The sequence below is a fragment of the Nostoc sp. genome (assembly GCF_036918015.1).
Lineage (GTDB): Bacteria > Cyanobacteriota > Cyanobacteriia > Cyanobacteriales > Nostocaceae > Nostoc.
Map to the genome: position 1 here is coordinate 78148 of NZ_JBALEO010000034.1, position 20952 is coordinate 99099.

Below are 20952 nucleotides of genomic sequence, written 5' to 3' on the forward strand. Positions count from 1 at the left end.
AGTCATTTGTCATTAGTGAATAACCAATGCCTAAGCAAAATGGTAAGTCGCAGTGGTAATATGTTTTCATGGCTGCTGTAATCCTTGCTATTAATGAACAAACTATTGGATGAAACGCTGTCAATTAAAATTGCTGAACAGATAAACAGCAAAGCTAGTACTCCGTTTGATAATGCTTATAAAGCAGCATTATCTACTGAGGGAGCAAAGTATATTCAGGGATTTTTAGCTTTTGCTGGGAAGCCATATAGACCGATTGAACACAGTTGGATTGAACTAGACGACGCCTCTGATGTCCGCATTATCGATCCCACATTACCTTACTTGAACAAAAATCCCCAAGAAATCTGGTATTTTGCAGCACATAGTCTGACTGTTAAAAAACTGAAAGCCATCCTTGAAGAATCAAAAGAAGATTATCCAGAAGACGATCCATTGCCAATCTATGGCGATCCACCTTATGAATATTATGGTGATGTAATGTTGGGTGGTCAAGACTATCTGGCAGCATATCAAGCCGCAGAGGCTAAGTGCAGAGAAATCAACGAACTCAACCCTGAGAGTAACTAATAAAAATCAATTAAATAATTCATAATTACGACTTATTTAATACGATTTACCATCGCTGCCAAAATATTCCCTATAGCCACAAATTTTGTCTCCACGCACATCAAAAGAAACTGCTACCCGATTTCTGTAAGGCTGTCCGAATAAAAGCCCCTCGTCCCGAAACTCAAAAACAGCAGTCGTTTCATTACTAGTAACACGGTCTAGACCAGTCAGCTTCAACCCAGGATAAAGGATTCAGAAACGTACTCGAAAAATTCTCTAGCTCGTTGTTTGCCAACATTCAAACCGTGGAATTTTCCCATTGGAAACCAAAGAGTAAAGTCTTCTGTGAGCATATCTAACAATGGTTCCCACTCTCCAGTTGCCATACCATGCGTAAGATTCTCAAATGCCTGTTGAGCAACTTTTAAAGTATTCTCTGAATTTTGTGTCATCTCATCCCTGACTGGATATCAACTAATACCGTGTTATTTAAAACCTCACAACTACTTTGCCACAATTCTGACCACTGAGGAGATATTCTACAGCTTCGGGAATTGATTCTATGCTGTTAAAGTGGCTGGGGTCAACGGAAACTTTGAGTTTGTCTGTGTAGAACAGGTTTAATAGGCGATCGCGTCCCTCTGCCATATATTCATTATAATGAGGCATGAGAAAGCCTCTCACAGAAGCAGCTTTCCAAAATAGCTGGTGATAAAGGCGGGGTTGTGTAATTTGTTCTGCCTTTTTTGCGTATTCGGAGATAAAACCAACCACTACTAAGCGTCCCCGCACTGCCAAATTTTCAACACAGGTATCAAAAACCTCTTTACCTACACAGTCAAAAATTAAATTAATCCCATTAGGGTATTCTTGCTTGAGGATTTGATTGAGGTTTTCTGTGCGATAGTTGATAATGCGATCGCACCCTAATTCTCTCAGTAATTTTGCCTTCACCTCAGAACTACAAGTACCAATGACATGATTACCAGCTAATTTTGCCAACTGTACCGCAATATGACCGGTTCCCCCTGCCGCTGCTGTCACTAAAACCACTTCATTACTTTTCATTTCCCCTACTTGTTCCAATGCAACTAAAGCTGATACACCCGTAGGCATTAGTGTTAGTAACTCTGGTGTTGCTTCCCGTACCTTCACTGCTAAGTTTGCATTGATAACCTGATATTCTCGATAACCACCGCCACGTGCCGTAGTTATGACAGCATCACCAATTTGAAAATCTTTGACATTTTCACCCATAGCGACAACTTTCCCCACAGCTTCCACACCCAAATCAAAGGGAGGAATTAAGTTAATATATGGAACGTCACCACGACAAAGCAAGGTGTCAAAGCCACCGTTAACGCCAGCAAATTTGTTTTGGATTACAAGTTCACTAGCAGCAGGTTTGGAAAGAGGAATTTCGACAATTTCAATCGCAGATTTAAAATCTTGATGAAGTTGCTTTGCTATTAACTTTCTGTAGGTTGTTACGTTCATTTCTAAATCAAGGCTTTATCCCACTCTAATTGATAATTTTGTGCCAGAATAGGCATTAATTCGCGGTATTCATCACTACTACGTTGGTTCATGTGTAGTAGTAAAAGAGGCTCTCCTTTGCCACCAATACGGTAAAGAATTTGTCCATCTTCGGTGTCTAAAAAAGCTCGCTTGGTTTATTCATTTATCACACCACAATCAATTTAGAATTTATTTTTGAATTTTGAATTGTTAAGTCAGCCTTAATTTAAGTTTTTCAGCAAATTACCTTTTTTGTGATATGTTTTGCAGCCATTCAATTAGGGGTCTTAAGGTTCCTGGCAATGCTGCCTCACTGACAGTTACCGTATGCTGCTTACCGTTATCTTCTACTGTTAATTTATATTGAAAGCGATCGCTCTGGGGATTTGGCGAAGTAATTAGTTCCGGTAGCCTAAATAAATCAGCAACTTCCACTAGTCGAGGAAGTGTGGCTGCTTCATGTGGCGGAAGAGTGTCTGTATCAACGGTTGTCCTCTTGCTAATTCCGGCAAAGCCACCTGTGCGTTCAAATGATACTCGCATTTTTTGCTCTCCGTTGTGTTATTTAGTTGGGATAAATACTAAGACTGGGAGATGGTAGTTCTCGCCCCCCAGTTTAACAATAACAAACAACAGATTAATCAGTCCTGAGTACTGAGTGAGGGAGTGAAAGGTGTTGAACATTTATTCCTAACTCCTCACTCATCACTCCTAACTTCTAGATAACTCCTACCTTTTGCCAAGCATTCTGCACAGCTTTTTGCTCATTACTATCATTACCGTAGAGTTCGCCAGCAACTTGAATAGTGACGTTAGCAGCCTTTTTAAAATCTGCTTTGGCTTTCAAGCGATCGCGTAAAGCTATATACCATATTTTGCCAGCTTTTTCCCAAGCATATCCACCAATTTCAACAGCCGCTAGATAAAAGGCATGGTTAGGAATTCCTGAGTTTATATGCACTCCAGCATTATCTTCAACACCAGTATATTTATCTTTCATGTGGGCTGGTTGGGGATCTTTACCCAATACCGAATCATCATAAGCTGTTCCTGGTACTTTCATTGACCGGAGGGCAATACCTTTGACAGTCGGTACTAAAAGACCTTCGCCAATCAGCCAATCAGCCTCTTGTGCAGTCTGATTTTTGGACTTTTGTTTCACTAAGGAACCAAAGACATCAGAAAAGGATTCATTTAGTGCGCCAGGTTCGCCATAATACTGTAAACCCGCTTCATACTGAGTTATCCCGTGAGCTAACTCATGCCCAATCACATCAATTGACTTTGTGAAGCGCTGAAACATTTCTCCGTCGCCATCACCATAAACCATTTGGTCGCCGTTCCAAAAGGCGTTGTCGTATTTAACGCCATAATGCACGGTGGAGTCTAAACGTAGTCCTTTGTCATCAATAGAATTGCGATCGAATATTTCATGAAATAAGTCATAAGTAGCACCAGCAGCATCGTAGGCTTCATTCACTGCTACATCACTGCTTGGTGGATCTCCTTCAGCACGCACTAATGTGCCAGGGAGTTGCTGTCCATTTTTGGCATCGTAGATGGTGCGCCGCTTTTCACCCGGTGAAGGTGCAAAGGAGACAGTACCTATGACATCTCTGCGTCCGCGAAGCTGTGCCGAAACATTTAATGTATGAAAAGCCCAACTCCGCTGCTGAGGATTGCCATTTACCACGACATTTTCCAGCATGTGGGGCGGGATAATACAACAAATAGGGCATCTAGAGACAAGTGGATGCTCATACTTAAACCCGGCTGATTTCTTTTTATTTCGAGCCATCCAAGATATTCTCCTTTTGAAACTAAGTGATGGCAAACAGTGGCTTTAACTCCACTGGAGAAAGGAGCAGAAAAACGAATCCAAATCGCGTGTCCCTGGTTTTTTCTGAAGGAAATTTTCTACTCTGTATTTTCGGATAGGTCTGTAGAGGATTGATAGTATCCTCACAGGTACTTTTGATGTGGAAATAGTGTATAAAAACACGAAGCCACCTTAATTGGCGCAAGTTTCAGCTAAAACCCTTGTGTGAGTTAGCAAGACCTCCTTTACAGACCTAATGCGTTTATATATTAGTTCTTATCAACAGAAATAATATTATTTATTGCTGTTTTGTTACTATCAAGTTGTTAATGCTATAAATGCCTATTGGAGACAGGCAATCTCAAATTTAGGCATCCAAAACCTAAAATTTTCACAAACAGCCACCAAATACCGCCAGACCATAATATTTCCAAGGTACTGCAACTGTCTTAAATCCAGCTTTGCTCAACATTTGGAAATGAGCATCTAAGCTAGCTAACTGGTCTTGACTGGAGTAACCTTGAGTGCTGCTTGTGCCAAGCTTCGCACGAATCTCTGTCAAACTAATTCCTTGCTCAACTGCCCATTCCTCTCGTGCCGCCTTGTAAACTTCTGCTAAGGCTGGCGATTCTGGTAAAGTAGGGTCTGCATTCCAAAAACAGCCGTTTTGAGTGAGGCTAGCAGCAATTCGCTCAAATAACTTCAACTTCATCTCATCTTGGAGATGGTGAATTGCCAAAGATGAGACACAAGCATCAAATTTACTACCAATATCCAAGTTTTCTGGATTATTTGCCCAGTTGCCAAAATCTGCTTGTATACCAGTCCAGCGTTGTTCATATCCAGCTGCTGTGATTTTATCTTGGGCAAATTGCAACATTCTAGGTGAGTAATCTAGGGCAATTACTTGGGCATCTGGAAAGCGGTTGAGTATCTTGAGACTAAGTTCGCCTGTACCACAACCTAATTCTAAAATACGCCGACTTGTGGAAGGTAGACAACGGGTAATTACCTCCAACATCTCATTGTATCGCGGTAACAGTTGGCGAATACCAGTGTCAAAATCAGCAGTGTTGGCAAATACCTCTCCGGGAAATAATTGTTGCATAGGGATTGGAACTAATATATACACTAATCAATACTCCCAAGCAATTTTGGGAACACCTTCTAAAGTTGTAACATCATCTAGAATTAAGAATCTATTACGCCTCAATTGATAACCACTATAGTCAAGTCGCTTTACTTCAATTAAAAATTAAAAATTCAATCAGTGGGGCTTGTACCCAAAATTAATTAAAAAACTATTATTCTTAATTTTAATTTTTAACTTTTAATTAAAAAAAGTTACGAAAGAACTGTTTTTTCCCTGAGCCAAGCAATTAAGTTTTTGACTTTTCCTTTTAAACTGTATTGAGAAGTATCAATTGTGTTAGCTTCTGGGATATCAGAAATCAACTTTGCGACTACACCAAAAGTAGAAGTTTGGTTGTATATTAGATAATTACATTTGCTTAATAAATAGATATCTATTAAAGCTTGAACACCATTTTCAAATCTATCTGGACATTCAGGATTCTGATGTAAAGAAGATCCTGACGCGGGATACCACTTATCTGTCACTAAAATATTAGTATATTTATCTCTAAAAGAATCTTCTACTGCGGGATTATCAGTAGCTAAAAATATTAAACTTTTAGGATGTTTTTCAAGAATCTTATCAACAAATTTTAAATACAGATTTTTGGAAGTTTTTCTGTCAGTATATCTAACATGAACGCCAATTACTATATCTTCAAAAGAACTATCTACAGTTTTTTTAATAATTGTTTCAATATTAGGTTGCAAACTCAGATTTTCTCTAATTATCTTTTTTAAAATAGTTTCATTACTCAGACTTTGTAGATAAGCGAAATCTCCTAAAAAATGTCGTCTTAGCTTATAAGTCTCTATTACATACGACCATCTAATCAAAATATCTTCAATATAATCTATGCGAGACATATTAGTAGTATATTTTGCCCATATTTTTGGGTTGTTATATCGCAAATCATCTGGAGATTCGTATGATAGCAGTACTTCATTCACTGATTTATCTAAGCTATTCTTCCAGACACTTGGATAGACAGATTGAGTAGCAGGTATTTCTAAAGCTTGAGTAACATTATGAAGATTAAAAAAGTCAGGAAAAACATTGCTGCGATTATTCGAGTAAACCTCATCGCTCCAATCAACAACTATCTTTCTATTAGTAAGTTGAGCATATAAAATACTGTCTAAGAGAGCGAGAAAACGATTTCCCATCCCTGCTTTGCCTTTGACTAATAAAAACTTCTCTGAAACCATTTTTGATTGCTCCTAACAATTTTAAACTCAAAAAATCGTTGACGAACCCGCCAGGGAAGATTTTATTCATATTTTCTAGATCGCCAGAATAATATCACTCATGATAGGTCAAATCAATAGTTGACGAACCTGCCAGGGAAGATTTTATCTCTTTAGACGGAGTTTATAGCCGCCATATTGAGTTCCCAGACAGGCTGCTAGTACCGCTTCGCGTAATTCGTAATTCGTAATGGGCTACGCCCCGCTACGCTAACGTAATTACCGTTGCGTAAGGGTTTTAGACATTTAAAATGGTCTGTTTATTTCCGCCGTACTGTACTATAGCGGTTATCAGTTTAGTGAGGTACAAGAACCCCACCCCCAACCCCCTCCCCGCAAGCGAGGAGGGGACTATGATGTAGGAAACGCTATAGGTAAGCAAGAGAAGTTTTTTGTTATGGAGATAATGATATCCCTATTACTCGTCAATTTGACCGACGCGGCGAATATTCAGAATGTCGCTCATTTTCTTAATTTGGACGAAGACTTGCTCTAGTTGAGAGCGATCGCGTATATCTATTCCTAAGTCGATCAATGCAGGTTGGCCAGTAGAGGTTTTTACCTGAGCATGACGGACGTTGATCCCTTGGTCACTTAACCGTGACAAAATATCCTTCAGCACCCCAACACGATCCAGAGCTTCAATTTGTACATCTACTGGGTACGTATGCGGACGACCACTATTTTCGGCGCCTGGATTCCACCTAACTGGTACTAAGCGTTCATACTCCACAGTCTCCAGATTATGGCAGCCTTGGCGATGAATTGAAATCCCCCTACCTCGCGTTACCACACCAATAATTGGTTCGCCAGGAATCGGGGTACAACACCCAGCTAGATAATATACCAAACCTTCCACCCCAAAAATTGGCGAATCTGTGGAACGTGAGGTAGTTGGAGGTGCATCTCGCAAAGCTTTTGATGTACTTGCTTCTTTAGGGATAAATGGCGACACAGTGGAAACTGGTTGTTGTCCCTTCGCTACTTCTCGCCAGCGATTTAACACTAGGTTCAAGGTAATTTCTCCGTAACCCAAACCAGCGAGTAAATCTTCCACGCTATGGTAGTTACACTTTTCGGCGACAATCTGCATGGCATCCGACTTCAGCAAACTATCAAAACCAGTTTTACCTAGTTCCTTTTCTAACAATTCCCGTCCACGGGCGACATTTTCTTCCCGGCGCGATCGCTTGTACCATTGTTTAATCCGATATTTTGCCGCCGAAGTTCTGACAAAGTTCAACCAATCTAAACTCGGATGGCAGTTCTTTTGGGTGAGAACTTCTACAATATCGCCATTTTGCAGCCGCGTTGACAGTGGCACCATTCGCCCATTCACCCGCGCCCCTGAACAGTGGTTTCCGACTTCTGTATGAATGCGATAAGCAAAATCTACAGTCGTAGCACCGGGACTTAAAGGAACAACATCCCCCTTAGGAGTGAAGACATAGACATCATCTTCAAATAAATTATCTTTGACGCTATCAAGATATTCTTGGGCATCCTTGAGATCGGTTTGCCATTCCAGCAGTTGCCGCAGCCAAGTAAACTTGTCATCTGTGCCTGTCAAATGGCTAATGCTAGAACCACCTGTTTCTTTATACTTCCAATGGGCGGCAATCCCATACTCGGCGATATGATGCATTTCGATTGTCCGAATTTGCACCTCTAAAGGACGGCCAGTTAATCCAATCACCCCAGTATGCAACGACTGGTAACGGTTAGGCTTTGGCAGTCCAATATAGTCCTTAAATCTCCCAGGAATTGGGCGAAAAGCATCATGAACCACCGCCAACGCCCGATAGCAATCCTGATTGGTTTGAACAATTATTCGCAACGCTGCCAAATCGTAAATTTCATGAAATTCCTTTTGCTGGCGGTGCATTTTTTGATAAATGCTATAAAGGTGCTTGGGACGACCACTGATATCTTGAAAGACGATTCCGGTTTGCTGCAAACGTTCTCGCAAAATATCTGTAGCTTTGGCCAATTTCTCTTCTCGCGCCGTCCGTTTTTCGGAAACATGTTCCTGCATTTCGCGAAAAGCTTCTGGTTCCAAATACTTAAAAGCCAAATCTTCCAGTTCCCATTTAATTCGCCAAATCCCCAAGCGATTGGCTAAAGGTGCAAATATATCTCGCGTTTCCTGGGCACTGCGGCGGCGGCTGGCCTCTGACATATATTGTAAAGTTCGCATATTATGCAAACGATCTGCCAATTTCACCACAATTACCCGAATATCTTGCGCCATTGCCAAAAACATCCGCCGGAAGTTTTCGGCTTGGCTTTCGGTTTTGCTGGTGAAATTGATTTTAGAAAGCTTGGTGACACCTTCAACCAATTGCCGCACTTCTGGGCCAAAGCGTTCTTCTATTTCTTGACTTGTTACTTCTGTATCTTCAACGACATCATGGAGAAATCCAGCTGCTATCATAGCAGCACTGCCTCCCAAGTCACGCAGCAATTCAGCTACAGCAATGGGATGGGCGATATATGGTTCTCCAGATTTGCGGTATTGACCTTGATGGAGTTGGTAAGCAAATTCAAATGCCCGACCAATTAAGACGGCATCATTATGCCTTCGGTCATCATCAAGGGCGCCGCTAGTTGTCGATGACTCCTTCAAACATTTTTTTAACCATTCGGGAATGGCAAGGTCAACTGATGAATTTATCGCTAGACTGCTCATAGAATTTGGGTTTGAATGGATCGGTAGATAAGTGAATGATAAATAAAACTAGCAGCATCGCCCTGAAAAGATGCTGTTGCCTAAAAAAGGGTGGAAAAAGCAGTGTAAGGATGATTCTCCAATTGCAATAGCGCAGTGTTAGCTAGGCAGGAGCGTCTGGTAGTCACCCAGTTTGAGTTTCAAGGATCGTTAAAGAAAGAAAATCCATTGATGGCAAACAAAGCCCCAAATCAAGATTTGAGGCTTCTAGTGTTGATAAGTCTTTAAGAAAGTTTATTGTATAAGAAAAATTACTTGACATTAATACTATCTTAACTAGCACTGGATGTCTTTAAACCGTGAGAAATATCTGGCATTCGTAACTTTATTAGAGCAATTACGCTCCGATGCCACAACTACCCAAATCGTTGCGCCAGAGCTGCGGCAGCGTGTAGCCACGTTGCAGCAATTTTTCGGGCAACAGATTGTGCCTTTGGCTGATGAAAACTGGCGAGTGCAGTCTTATCAAACGGAGATGAGCAAGCAATTGCGCCTGTTGGCAATAGATGTGATGTTTTTGCAAGGAGCGCGGCAAGCATCTACTGCACAAACGAGACTTCAAACGATTAGCGATCGCTTGACAACCCTCATTCAATACTGTGATGCTATTCTGCAACCAGAAGCGGAAGGAGAAAAATAACAATTGTTTACCTTTTTCTCTAATCCCTCCATCATCTCATTTATAACCTATGATGGAAAGTTATTTTGCTAACAAGTTGGGATTGGGGAATTGAAAAGAGGCAGGGGAGCAGAGGAGCAGAGGAGCAGAGGAGCAGAGGACAAGGGGGAATTATTAAACAAATCTCTCCCTTGTCTCCCCCCTCTTCCTTGTCTACCTTGTCTCTTCTTCATGCCCAATGCCCTATGCCCCATTCCCAATACCTTTGAGGAGAAGATTCATGGTGCGGCGCATGTATGCTTCTACTGGCTCGGTTGTGGGTTTGAAGATCAGTGCATAATATAGTGAACCGCTTACAAGGTCGATAATTAAGTCTACGTCTGCATCCTTGTGAATTTCGCCTCTGGACTTGGCACGCTCAAGTATTTTAGAAAAGGCTTCACGTCGGAGTTTTGTATATTTTGTCCAATAGACCTCGGCAAACTGAGGATTGCTAGACGCTGTACTAATAATCAGCGCGAGTGTCTGACGACCAAGGGGACTATCTATTTTTTTGGCGGCATTCTTAATCAGGATATCCATGTCTCCCCAAAAGCTGCCGGTATCGGGGATCGCTAAATCATCTCTGAGACTTTCTATCGCGTCTGCAACTAGTTCTTCTTTGGAAGTGTAACGCCGATAAATAGTCGTTTTACCAACTCCAGCACGAGAAGCGATCGCTTCTATACTCATGCTTTCATATCCTACCTCTGCAAGCAAATCCAAAGTTGCTTGCAGAATAGCTTGGTCGGCGTGGATGCTGCGTGGGCGTCCAGAGGTGCTGTTGATTTGCTTACTCATAAAAATATCATCCCCAAGCAATATCTTTTTGGCCATTTACTTCTACTTTTGGGCATAGAACATAGCTTCTGGGAAAGGAAATAAGCCTCATAACCCAATTCTCATGCACTAAAACAGCAGCAATAACCATCCATCTTTAGCATAGGTATTTCTGCCGCTTTTCACAGAAAACTCTCTTGACCGTTTTTATATGATACGCTACCGTAGCGTATATATACAATACTTAATTTTAGCTTTGGCATTGCTTGACATCTCCCAAATATTATTTGTGCTAAATAATGGCTACCAACATTAAAAGTTCTAGTTTTGACGAATTTGGTTATGTCCACGGCCCATTGAAGTGGGCGATCGCATTTACGGCTTCCCTTGGTGCGATACTAGAAGTAATTGATACTAGTATTGTTAACGTTGCCCTGACAGATATACAGGCTAGTTTGGGTGCAACTGTCAGTGAAGTAGGTTGGGTAGTAACTGGATATGCGATCGCAAATGTCGTCTTAATTCCCTTATCTGCATGGCTGGGAGATTACTTTGGACGCAAAACCTACTTTATCTTCTCGTTGATTGGCTTTACCCTAGCCTCGGTTTTATGCGGTTTGGCATTTAATCTGCCGATGCTAGTTTTTTCTCGAATTCTTCAAGGTTTGTGTGGTGGGGGGTTGCTAGCTAAAGCCCAAGCGATTTTGTTCGAGACTTTTCCACCTGCTGAACAGGGTTTAGCACAAGCAGTTTTTGGGGTAGGTGTAATTGCTGGCCCAGCCATCGGCCCGACTTTAGGAGGATTTTTAGTAGATGGTTTAGGCTGGCGGTGGATTTTCTTTGTTAATATTCCCTTCGGGATCGTTGCAGTGGCGATGTCAGTGGTATTTTTGCCCAAAGACAAAGATAAGAGTGAGACACAAAGCCAAGCCGTCGATTGGTTCGGGATTGGCTTTTTAATTATCGCTATTGGCTGTATGCAAACTTTGTTAGAGGAAGGAGAGAAAGAGGACTGGTTTTCCTCCAGTTTTATTACCACGTTAGCGATCGCCAGTATTATCGGTTTGGGATTGTTTATTTGGTACGAGTTGAAAATAGCCCATCCTGCCGTTGATTTGAGAGTTTTACGTCACCGCTCTTTAGCTGCTGGAAGTGTGTTATCAGCAGTGGTAGGAATGGGGCTTTATGGCACACTCTTTGCTGTGCCGATATTTGCTCAGAGTGTGCTGCACTTTACGGCGACGCAGACAGGACTATTGTTAGCCCCTGGTGCTTTAGCGTCTGCGATCGTGATGGTTTTATTAGGCAAACTGTCTAGTAAAATTGATGCCCGATTTTTAATTGCAATGGGCGCTGTCGGATCGTCTGGGGTCATGTTTCAACTCGCAGCAATTACCCCACAAACTGGCATAGATGATTTATTTTGGCCATTGGTATGGCGTGGGGCTTTTACTGTATTGATGTTTCTGCCTTTGAGTTTGGCAGTTTTAGGCCCGCTACCTAAGCAAGATATTTCTGCCGGCTCTGGTTTCTACAACCTCACCCGACAACTGGGTGGTAGCATTGGCATTGCTCTACTCACCACTTTGCTTGACCGACGAGAAGCTTTTCATCGAGCCATCCTATTAACAAAACTCAGTCCTTATGACCCAGAAACCAGTCAGCGCCTCGACTTACTCAACGGGGCACTCCAAGGTCAAGGCATGGATGCAACAACAGCGCAACAACAAGCATTAGCTTTATTAAGTCAAACAGTAGATACTCAAGCTGCGGTTTTGTCTTACGCAGATTGCTTTCGAGTGGTAGGGATAGGGTTCCTTTGCTCGTTACCTCTGTTGCTATTTCTGGGTAAAGGCGGTGCAGGAGCGAAAGCGCCAGTCGGTCACTAGGAGTAAGGTAAATAGCGATCGCATCCCTATTCTAAATTCTCTGACTGCAAAACTGCGTAATAACACGGCTTCAGAATTATTCTCTGCTGAAAGTGATAGCAGAAAATTAATACACACTGATTGATCTAGATGAAAAAAGTAAAAGTCCCACTCAGTTTTGAGCGGGACTATATGAAGTCTTATTGCTAAAATGAGAAATCTTGATCTTAGAAAAAGTTCATTATTGTAATAACCCCAACGCTGGTTAACACCATCAAAGCGCCCATAATTATAGACTGGCCTAATGGATTGCTGAATTTTGCGTTGTTCATTTAAGTAAAATCCCTTTTATTAATAGTTCCTTAACCATATCAAAATCAGTATATATATCTATAAAAATACTGTAAAACTTAAATTACCGTAAAGTTTCTTAATAAAATCCTCACTTTAGTTTAATGCATTAATTATTACTAAGCATTATATAAGTATTTTTCTTCTTCCCGCTCTTCATTCTCCATTCTCAAAATGTAGTAATTTCCACACAAAATAATTACCTTATCTCCGAGCGGAATACGTGTCTTGATGGAGTAAGATCGATCTTAATCAAGGTAAAAATAATTTGAATAGAAGATTATCATGACAGTCTCCACGGCATCTAAAAACCAAGCGATCGCTTTTGACTTAGACAAATTAAACGAGCAATTTGAAACTGCCACTCCCAAAGACATACTGGCATGGTCTATAGAAAATATCCCAACGGGACTGGTGCAAACAAGCGCCTTTAACGTGGATGACATGATAATTACTCATATTCTTTACACTGAACTGAAGCATCCCGTTCCTGTAATTTTTCTTGACACCTTGCACCACTTCCCTGAAAGCCTAGAATTGGTAGCAAAAGCCATACAAATCTATAACCTGGATTTGCAAACTTTCAAAACTCCAGATGTAGACACTCGTGAAGCCTTTGAAGCCAAGTACGGCGACAAACTCTGGGACAAGGATATTGCCAAATTCCACCACATTACAAAAATTGAACCACTGCTACGAGGTCTAGACGAACTCAACAGCGTCGCTTGGATTACCGGACGCCGCCGTGACCAAGCAGTAACCCGTGCGAATATGCCCATATTTGAATTTGATGGTAAAGGTAAGCTAAAAGTAAATCCTATAGCTACCTGGACACGCAAAGAAAGCTGGCTTTACGTGGCTGAACATGGAGTCATCTACAATCCCCTCCACGACCAAGGTTATCCCAGCATCGGCGACCAACCCATCACCACCAAAGTAGGTGAAGGTGAAGACGAACGCGCTGGACGCTGGCGGGGAAGTGATAAAACAGAATGCGGAATTCATATTTAAGGGGAAGTAGGAAGTAGGGAGTGGGGAGTGGGGAATAGAAGAAAAGAAGAATTTCCCCCGACCTTCCTTATTCTGCGCCTCTGCGGTTAGATAACAGTGTTACACAACAAATTTAGAAGCTAGTTTCTTGACCATTTTGCTGGAAAAGCTGCTCTAGAGAAGCTAATTCAGCTCCTCTCGCTGCGTCAATCTCTGGCAAAGGTCGCTGCATAATTGAATAAAGCGATCGCTTTTGCACTTTTGTAGATTGCAAACCAAGTTCCTTCAATTCCTGTCCAATTTTTAAGATCATATTGCGTCGGTCAGCTTTAACGACATCAGGACTTTGGAGAATAGCTATTTCAATAGCAGGTAAAATAAATTTCTTTACTTTGTCATATTCTCCTGAATAAATAGCATTTTGAGCTTGAGTAACTAGCTCTTTTATAGTTTCTAATGACTCCCAATCTTGCTGTTTGCGCTTTTCTATACGAAACAACATATAACTGTAGCCTTCTAGAGGTTTACCATCACGCTCAAAAGTTTTTGTTGTTCCAGGTGAACCAAGACAGAGGCTATCCTTGACAATACAAAGATTATCGCTGTTTATCTTGTTATCCTGCGCCAAAATTGCAGCAAAATAACCCGCTTTCAAGGAATTGCTACCACCTCCATCAGCTTCAGAAAATGTTTGTTGGTAGCCTAGTTCTAAGCGACGCTCACCAATATCGAGTAAATCTTCAATACCGCGATATACTGGTTCAGCTAGCTTTATAACACTTGAAAGTTGCGCCACAGGTAGCAATTCAGAAAATCTGCCCATCGTTTTAATAAATTTCCCGATGGAGTCATTATTAGCTATGCTAAATAAGCCTGTTTGTAACTCGACTAATCCATCATTGAAGGGAAATAAGGATGTGAGAGGATAGTTGCATTGAATGACTTTATCCAGATTATCTGCTATTGATTTTTCTAATTGTCCAGGTGCAGCTAGATAGGGAATTATTACGGATTTCCCACCGTGATTGAAGCGGACGGCAGCATGAACCACCGGATATCTTTGCTTAAACCATTCTACATCTTTAGCCAAGCGCATCTCCACTAGCCAGATACGACAATAGGCTTCACCTGCAACAATGAGTTTTTCATCGTAGTCTACATCAACTCGATGTTTGGGTAGCGAAAGGGTTTTATATTTTGGAGCCTCACGGCTGAAAGTTTCAGATAAACTCTGGAAAAAGCTCATGAAATTATTCCTCTGTTACATCAAGCTAAATGCTGTGAAATTTGATTCCAAAAAGCACGAATGGGAATACCTGCTGTTGAATCTGGAGTCACAGAACGTCCTATACCGGGATTTCCTTGATGAATTGCAATCAATTCCCATTGGCGATTAAAAATTGGTGCGCCAGAGGAACCGTCATCAGTTTTCACATTATGATCAATGTAATCTTCTCCTACTTGCGTAATTTGTCCAAAGTCGGAAATTATCACCGGGTTTCCTTGTGGATGATGGATAATACGAACATCTTGATCGCTATCTAATATAGATGTTTCATTAATAAAAATAGCTTTTTGTTGCTGAGGATTATCTTTTATTTTGACTAAAGCGTAGTCAGGGTGATTATGATAGCTGACAAAAGTCATATCTAGTTCAAATAAATCATTGTCTAATTGACGGCTGTCAGCATTGTAGTTAAAACGTACCCAAGCTTGTCTAACTTGAGTTTTGCTAAAAATGTGATTGCAGGTTAGTAATATATTTTTACCTACCAATACCGCTGTACCAATACCCTTTCCTTTGGGTGATTCGATCCTACAAACAGTGTTACGAGCCTTTAAAGCGTTGAGATTTTCCCGACCTCGTTCAGCTAATTTAGTGAATAATTCTATATCTTGATCTTCAAACTCATAACTTTCTTTTCGATTTAGTAGATAATTTAATAATTTCACCATTGGGTGATAATCTATTCGCTGATTAGATACTTTATAATCTTTAAATTTTGCTACTAATCTGTTGCTAAATTCTACAGGATTGGTAATAAAAATTATAGGTCTAATAAACGAATCTTCAACACCTGATGAGCTAAATACGCTTCTCCAACTAATTGCATTATCAAACTTCGTAGCAAAGAATTTTTCTAGACTATCCTCTAAATATACAACATCATTTTGCTCTAAAAATATTTCCGGCTTCATGACGTTCTCATTTGTCAGAATTAAAGTATAATTTTCAGTTGTAAATAAGGAATTTTCAAAAAATTGAGGAGCTGTAACAGAAAATGAATCAGCTATAGGTTCTGATGTTTGTTGCTGAAATCTCTCATCTAATTTGAGATTAGATGTTTGCACGTTTTTACTTAAAATTGGGGTTAGGATTATAGAATCTGTATTAACCTGGCTATAAGTGGCTTGATTAAATCTATCTTTCAAAACTTGAATAAATTCTTGTACGGAATAACTTGAGTGAGATCGGTATTGTCTTAATGCTTTTTCTATCGGTTTGGCAACATTTACATAAAGATTATAAATATATTCACGTCGTGCAGTCTTTGTATTCTCTAGCTGCTCTGAATAGAAACTGTACCATTGCCAAAGTGAGCGAAACTGATTGGTGTTTGAGACTTATATTCCTGTTTCTCTAAAAATCTCTATTTTAAACCAAACTTCTTGATATAGCTTTCTGTAGTTTTCATCATTATACTGAATTAAAGAAATAGTATTACTTTCAGTAGCTATCTCTATCATGATTTCTTGTAGTTTTTCTATTTTGGCTTTTAATTCCTCAATTTGTGTTGGTTCTAACTCATTATCTAAAACTTCTTGTGAGGTAACTTTGACATAATTTTTGCATAAAGCAATATCAATTTGATTGCAGAAATTTTGATAAAGGTTATGAATATAACCTCCCCGGAAAGCAGATTTAGTTAACTTAGATTTCCAGTGCCTATACCAATCCCACAGGGAGTGAAAAATGTTTGGATTTTGTATAGGAAATCCTTGGTATTGAAGGTCTTCTATTTGTGATGTTATTTCTTGATAAAGTTCAGTGTACTCGTCTTCTTTATCCTGAATTCGATACTCTTGGGAATTAGTAGCAACTGCAATCATTATCGATTGCAGCTTTTGAATATTTTTTAATAATTCTTTAAGTTCTATTGATTCCATATAAAAAATTACAGGATGCTGCCAATGTCATCTTGAAAGACTACACTAGCACCTTTGTCTATTCCTGATTCAGCAAATGTTTTATGTGTTCTACTAGTAGCTTGATCTGAGTGTTTCTATCGCTATACCACTCGCTAGACCAAATTCTGTAAATGTTCCAACCCAAGCCTTTCAGAATTTCGTGGCGGAGGCGATCGCGCTCCCGTGCTGTAGGATAATTATGATAAATAGTCCCATCACAAACAATACCCAACAACAACTCTTCTGTTTCTTGCCGTCGATTATCTATTATTGCTAGGTCTATGGGATAGGCTGAACGACCTACCCGTTTTTTCACCCTGTATCTTTGCTGTGTTAGAGCTTGATATACATCCTCTTCAAAAATAAAATCATCTTCGGAAAAATTATTATCAAACTGCGTTTCTAATTTTTCACCACCATTTTCGGCATAGGCAAAATACTTTTTCAACAGTGTTATCTCTTCGTTTGGTTTTTTAGGCTGAAAATCTTCTGCTTTAATGGAAGCTACTAACACAAATTTACTTTGAGCGCGAGTTATTGCCACATTTAGCCGCCGCCTTCCTCCTGATTTACTTAGAGGCCCAAAGTTGTGATTTAGATCCTCTTTATTTTCATAAAACCCAAACCCAAAGCTAAAAATAATTACTTCTCGCTGGTCTCCTTGAACTCTTTCTAGTGGTTTAATAAAGAAATTACGCGAATCTTCTTGACAAAATTCTTGTATGTCTGGATAGTTTGAACTGAGTTGCTGTAGTTTGTCTCGAATCGTTTCTGCTTGAGATTCATTTAACGTAATAATTCCTAAAGAAAGTTCAGAAAGATCCTGATGTTCCCGACAATGTTCCAGACAATGCTGTATTGTCAGTTCTGCTACTGTTTGTGCTTCGCGGATATTATATTGTCCACTATCACCTGGGGTGTAGATTCCCTCTGGAACGTATTTAAAATGAACGCCTAGATTAGGATTTTTTGCTGGATTTGGGAAAGTCAAAAGCTCTGAATCATAAAAATTTTGATTTGAGAAGGCAATTAAACTCTCGTGTTTACTGCGATAGTGCCACTTCAGGCTAACTTTATCTAGAAATATCGAAGATTCATCAAGCAAGCTGTCATATATTTCTTGCTCCTCATCTTCACCACCTGAAGCATTGCTTTTAAAGAAATAAGTTGGCGGTAGTTGCTGATTGTCACCAACGACTATTACCTGCTTTGCTCGCATAATGGAAGGTACTGCATCTTCGGTACAAACTTGGGAAGCTTCATCGAAAATTACTACATCGAACTCTACAGCCTCCGGTTCTATGTATTGACTAACAGCAAGTGGACTCATTAGCCAAAAAGGTTTTAAGGTAGTCACAAGTTTAGAAGCTTCTTTAATGAATTGACGGATTTTTTTATGCCCTTTTTTTAATGTGTTTTGTTTTTCGAGTAATTGTATTTGCGTCCTTGCTTCTGGTTCTACAGACCACTTTTGCCAGCGTTCAGCGTGGAGTTGTCTCAAACGCTGTATTGCTACTTGATATTGTTCATTATCAAGCAGAGAAAATTCCTCTAATTTCTGCTCATGCCTTTTTTGGTTAAAATTCCTCAATTCAGCATTATCTAAGATATATTGCAACCATTCCTTATAAATGCCTTTTTGCAAAACTAAAAACCAAAAATCTGGTTGAATATTAGACTCTCTTAGTTTTAACAAAAAATCTTTAGCTCCAATATCTTCTAGTTTCTCTACTAGCTGTTCGCAGTCTAAGCATTGTTGAAACAAAACTAGCTCTTGTTGGGCTTTATTAAGGAAATTTTCTACTTCATATAAAGATTTTCTTTCCAATTCACCAGGTTTTGTCATTGGTTCCTGGTAAAAATGTTGTTTGAGGAATTCAAAGCCTTCTGTTATCAAGTTTCGTGAAGTCTCTAAATTTGTTAATAAAGTCCTAAGTTCTTGCAAATTTTCGGATGAAGAGATAACTACTGCAACTTCCTTTGAAGGCAGTGAATGACTTTGTAGACCTTTCAACCAATTCAATGCTTGCTCAATAGCATCTAAGTCTGGCATTTGAGCTTCAAAGAATGAACCAAAGGCTCGATGATATTGATGTGTAGTATCTTTCAATTTATTCCAAATTTCACGTTGCTGAATTGCATTATCAATATCTTTAATTAATTCTTGGTCAGTCACTCGATTTTTTACTTTTTGGAGGCTAATAAGGCTTCTACGAGTATGCCAGTAACCACATCTTATCCGGCGAAAAATTCCTCTATAATTCTGAAAGCGTTGCTTAAATTTCCTTAGTTCTGGTAAATTCCAGCTTAAAAACTCATTGATGTATTTATTACTAAAATCTGAGCCTATACGTTGAAGTTGACCAATATCATCTTTAAGTTCATCAAAATTTTGTTGCAAAGTATTTAATATTGTTCCTCGCAACCAATTCTTTGGAAAACGTGGAGGTACTTCAATAAGATGAGCTATCGCTGGCTGAAGCTTGTCTAAAGCTAATAAAGTGTTAGCAGGTTCTATATTTAATAACTGCCGCAAACGAGTAGTAGTTATTGTGGCAAGTTGAATTCCTTGTCGCAAGTTGTCAATATTCTGACGTAAGTCCCTGCTAACATCAGAATTCCATCTCCTTATGGGACTACTTGACCATATAGTTTTCTGTCTTCCTCGAAAAAATGGCTCAAATTGTCCCAGGTTATTCAGTAAATCTTTAGCTTCCAACAATAATCTTTTTTCTGACCAATCTTTAAGATTATAGGTATTAAATTCGAGTGTCGTATCTAACTCTCGTTCCAGTTTGAGTAATTCACCATAAAGTTCAAAAGCAGATTTGTTTATTGGCTGGTGCTTATGATGTAAACTTGCAGTGTGGTTATTGAGGCTTTGCCGACAGTCACGCAATTGTTGAAAGAATATATCTCGCTTTCCCTGTTGTGACTCAGTTTCATTTCTTTGTGACAAACGAATTTTAGTTTGATTTAATTCTTTTACCAACTCCTTGGTAGTTGTACCTTTATGGTGTAGTTTTAAACATAAGTCTTCAAGGCTAGGCTCAGAATCTCGTAGTGTCTTGTATACAGCATCTAAGGCAGTCTCCTTTTCTGCAACTAGCAGAACTGTTTTGTTTTTGCCTATCAGTTCAGCAATTATATTGGCAATCGTTTGGCTTTTTCCTGTCCCTGGAGGCCCCTGGACTACAAAACTAAGCCCTGCCTTTGCAGCTTCAATTACTACTTGCTGGCTAGAATCAGCATTACATATCTGATATATCAATTCAGGATTGATTGTATCCAGTTCTTTATCTGTGATAGTTTTAATATCACTACGATTTTCTTGTGCTTCTTGTAGAGCAAGACCTTGCAGAAGCGGGTGATTGGCGATGAGTTCCTGATTTTGTTCCAGATCCTTAATCATCGCTGTTTTAATAGAGTCAAATAAAGTAATATAAGCAGTCTCTTCTAGTTGCCAATCCTGCTTTTCGCCTATAGCAATACGCACTGCATTTATAAATCCTTCATAGCCCAATTTTTGAAGTGTTTCAGCTTCAGGCAAGGTGATATTAAATTCGTCACGTAACTTGTTTACTAAAAGAAAGTTAATGGAAATATCCTCATCAGTAGAACATAGTGTATATTCTGGTGGCTTTTTACCTTTCTTTTGTAATTCCACTGGAATGAGCAACAGAGGAGATACTAACTTATCCTTCTCCTTTTTTTCTTGAGGCTTTGCTGTATCAAACCAGGTCAAAGTAGCAAGGACTAGGAACAGGCTAATGAAACCCTTTTCTTCTATTGTTTTTTTTGCTTCTCTACTCAGTTTATCTAGAAGCTTGATGAGGTCAGCTTCAGTTTGGTTAGTTCTCAACTCCTTAAAGGGAATTGATTCAGATTCATATCCAGCGAGGTTCTCAAATAAGATTAAAGATGGTGTAATAACCTCAATTTTTGGCTTTTTGCTCTTTCGGAAGTCAAGTAGTGGGTTACTGTTACTTGAACCAGCAAGTTTATCTCTCCAATCATTGATTTTTTGCTGAATTACAGGATTTATGCCGTTACTCATTGACTTCCGATTACTAGCAGTTAATCAAAACAAACTTTTTTCTGATACTTAATATTTTAA

The 20952-nt window shown here is 39.6% G+C and carries 15 protein-coding genes and 2 pseudogenes; 4 read left to right on the forward strand and 13 right to left on the reverse strand.

Translation table 11 applies throughout. The annotated features are described in order from the left end of the window. Positions 1 to 93 precede the first annotated feature (93 nt). The gene (locus V7K61_RS08230; protein ID WP_335052593.1) at positions 94 to 570 is read left to right on the forward strand and encodes a hypothetical protein; all 477 of its coding nucleotides are present in this window, start codon (positions 94 to 96) and stop codon (positions 568 to 570) included. Positions 571 to 606: 36 nt separating this feature from the next. On the opposite strand, the pseudogene V7K61_RS08235 reads toward V7K61_RS08230, so the two are convergent. From V7K61_RS08235 to V7K61_RS08270, 8 genes and pseudogenes are all read right to left on the reverse strand, one after another. Further along, positions 607 to 1004 (reverse strand): annotated as a pseudogene (locus tag V7K61_RS08235) (nuclear transport factor 2 family protein). 37 nt (positions 1005 to 1041) lie between these two features. Beyond that, complete coding sequence (locus V7K61_RS08240) at positions 1042 to 2049, reverse strand: zinc-binding dehydrogenase (RefSeq protein WP_335052595.1); 1008 nt, start codon at positions 2047 to 2049, stop codon at positions 1042 to 1044. Between the two features lie 38 nt (positions 2050 to 2087). Next, positions 2088 to 2189: pseudogene (locus tag V7K61_RS08245) on the reverse strand (alpha/beta fold hydrolase); the annotation flags it as partial. A gap of 124 nt (positions 2190 to 2313) precedes the next feature. Further along, positions 2314 to 2613, reverse strand: a complete 300-nt coding sequence (locus V7K61_RS08250) for a protealysin inhibitor emfourin (RefSeq protein WP_335052597.1) — start codon at positions 2611 to 2613, stop codon at positions 2314 to 2316. Positions 2614 to 2788: 175 nt separating this feature from the next. Beyond that, entirely contained in the window at positions 2789 to 3868 is a 1080-nt protein-coding gene (locus tag V7K61_RS08255) for a M4 family metallopeptidase (protein ID WP_335052599.1), read from the reverse strand. A gap of 412 nt (positions 3869 to 4280) precedes the next feature. After that, positions 4281 to 4997, reverse strand: a complete 717-nt coding sequence (locus V7K61_RS08260; protein WP_335052601.1) for a class I SAM-dependent methyltransferase — start codon at positions 4995 to 4997, stop codon at positions 4281 to 4283. A 236-nt stretch (positions 4998 to 5233) separates the two neighbouring features. Continuing rightward, a complete protein-coding gene (locus tag V7K61_RS08265) occupies positions 5234 to 6232 on the reverse strand; it encodes a nodulation protein NodZ (RefSeq protein WP_335052603.1) in 999 nt (332 codons plus the stop codon). A gap of 457 nt (positions 6233 to 6689) precedes the next feature. Then, positions 6690 to 8960, reverse strand: coding sequence for a RelA/SpoT family protein (locus tag V7K61_RS08270; RefSeq protein ID WP_335052605.1), 2271 nt, complete (start codon positions 8958 to 8960; stop codon positions 6690 to 6692). Between the two features lie 325 nt (positions 8961 to 9285). On the opposite strand from V7K61_RS08270, the gene patD reads away from it, so the two are divergent. Beyond that, entirely contained in the window at positions 9286 to 9639 is a 354-nt protein-coding gene (gene patD / locus V7K61_RS08275; RefSeq protein ID WP_335052607.1) for a heterocyst frequency control protein PatD, read from the forward strand. 222 nt (positions 9640 to 9861) lie between these two features. On the opposite strand, the gene V7K61_RS08280 is transcribed toward patD, so the two are convergent. Continuing rightward, positions 9862 to 10458 (reverse strand): TetR/AcrR family transcriptional regulator, encoded by a 597-nt coding sequence (locus tag V7K61_RS08280; protein WP_335052609.1) that lies wholly within the window; start codon positions 10456 to 10458, stop codon positions 9862 to 9864. 278 nt (positions 10459 to 10736) lie between these two features. Here V7K61_RS08280 and V7K61_RS08285 point away from each other — a divergent pair, with 278 nt between their 5' ends. Continuing rightward, entirely contained in the window at positions 10737 to 12326 is a 1590-nt protein-coding gene (locus V7K61_RS08285) for a DHA2 family efflux MFS transporter permease subunit (protein ID WP_335052611.1), read from the forward strand. A 615-nt stretch (positions 12327 to 12941) separates the two neighbouring features. Then, complete coding sequence (gene cysH / locus V7K61_RS08290; RefSeq protein WP_335052613.1) at positions 12942 to 13667, forward strand: phosphoadenosine phosphosulfate reductase; 726 nt, start codon at positions 12942 to 12944, stop codon at positions 13665 to 13667. Positions 13668 to 13779: 112 nt separating this feature from the next. Here cysH and V7K61_RS08295 read toward each other — a convergent pair whose 3' ends face one another. From V7K61_RS08295 to V7K61_RS08310, 4 genes are all read right to left on the reverse strand, one after another. Next, positions 13780 to 14892: a hypothetical protein gene (locus tag V7K61_RS08295; RefSeq protein WP_335052615.1), complete on the reverse strand. Its 1113-nt coding sequence runs from the start codon at positions 14890 to 14892 to the stop codon at positions 13780 to 13782. 20 nt (positions 14893 to 14912) lie between these two features. After that, on the reverse strand, positions 14913 to 16079 hold the full coding sequence (locus V7K61_RS08300) for a trypsin-like peptidase domain-containing protein (RefSeq protein ID WP_335052617.1): 1167 nt from the start codon (positions 16077 to 16079) through the stop codon (positions 14913 to 14915). Positions 16080 to 16271: 192 nt separating this feature from the next. After that, positions 16272 to 16814 (reverse strand): hypothetical protein, encoded by a 543-nt coding sequence (locus tag V7K61_RS08305; protein WP_335052619.1) that lies wholly within the window; start codon positions 16812 to 16814, stop codon positions 16272 to 16274. Positions 16815 to 16872: 58 nt separating this feature from the next. Continuing rightward, entirely contained in the window at positions 16873 to 20892 is a 4020-nt protein-coding gene (locus V7K61_RS08310) for an AAA domain-containing protein (protein ID WP_335052621.1), read from the reverse strand. Between the last annotated feature and the right edge of the window lie 60 nt (positions 20893 to 20952).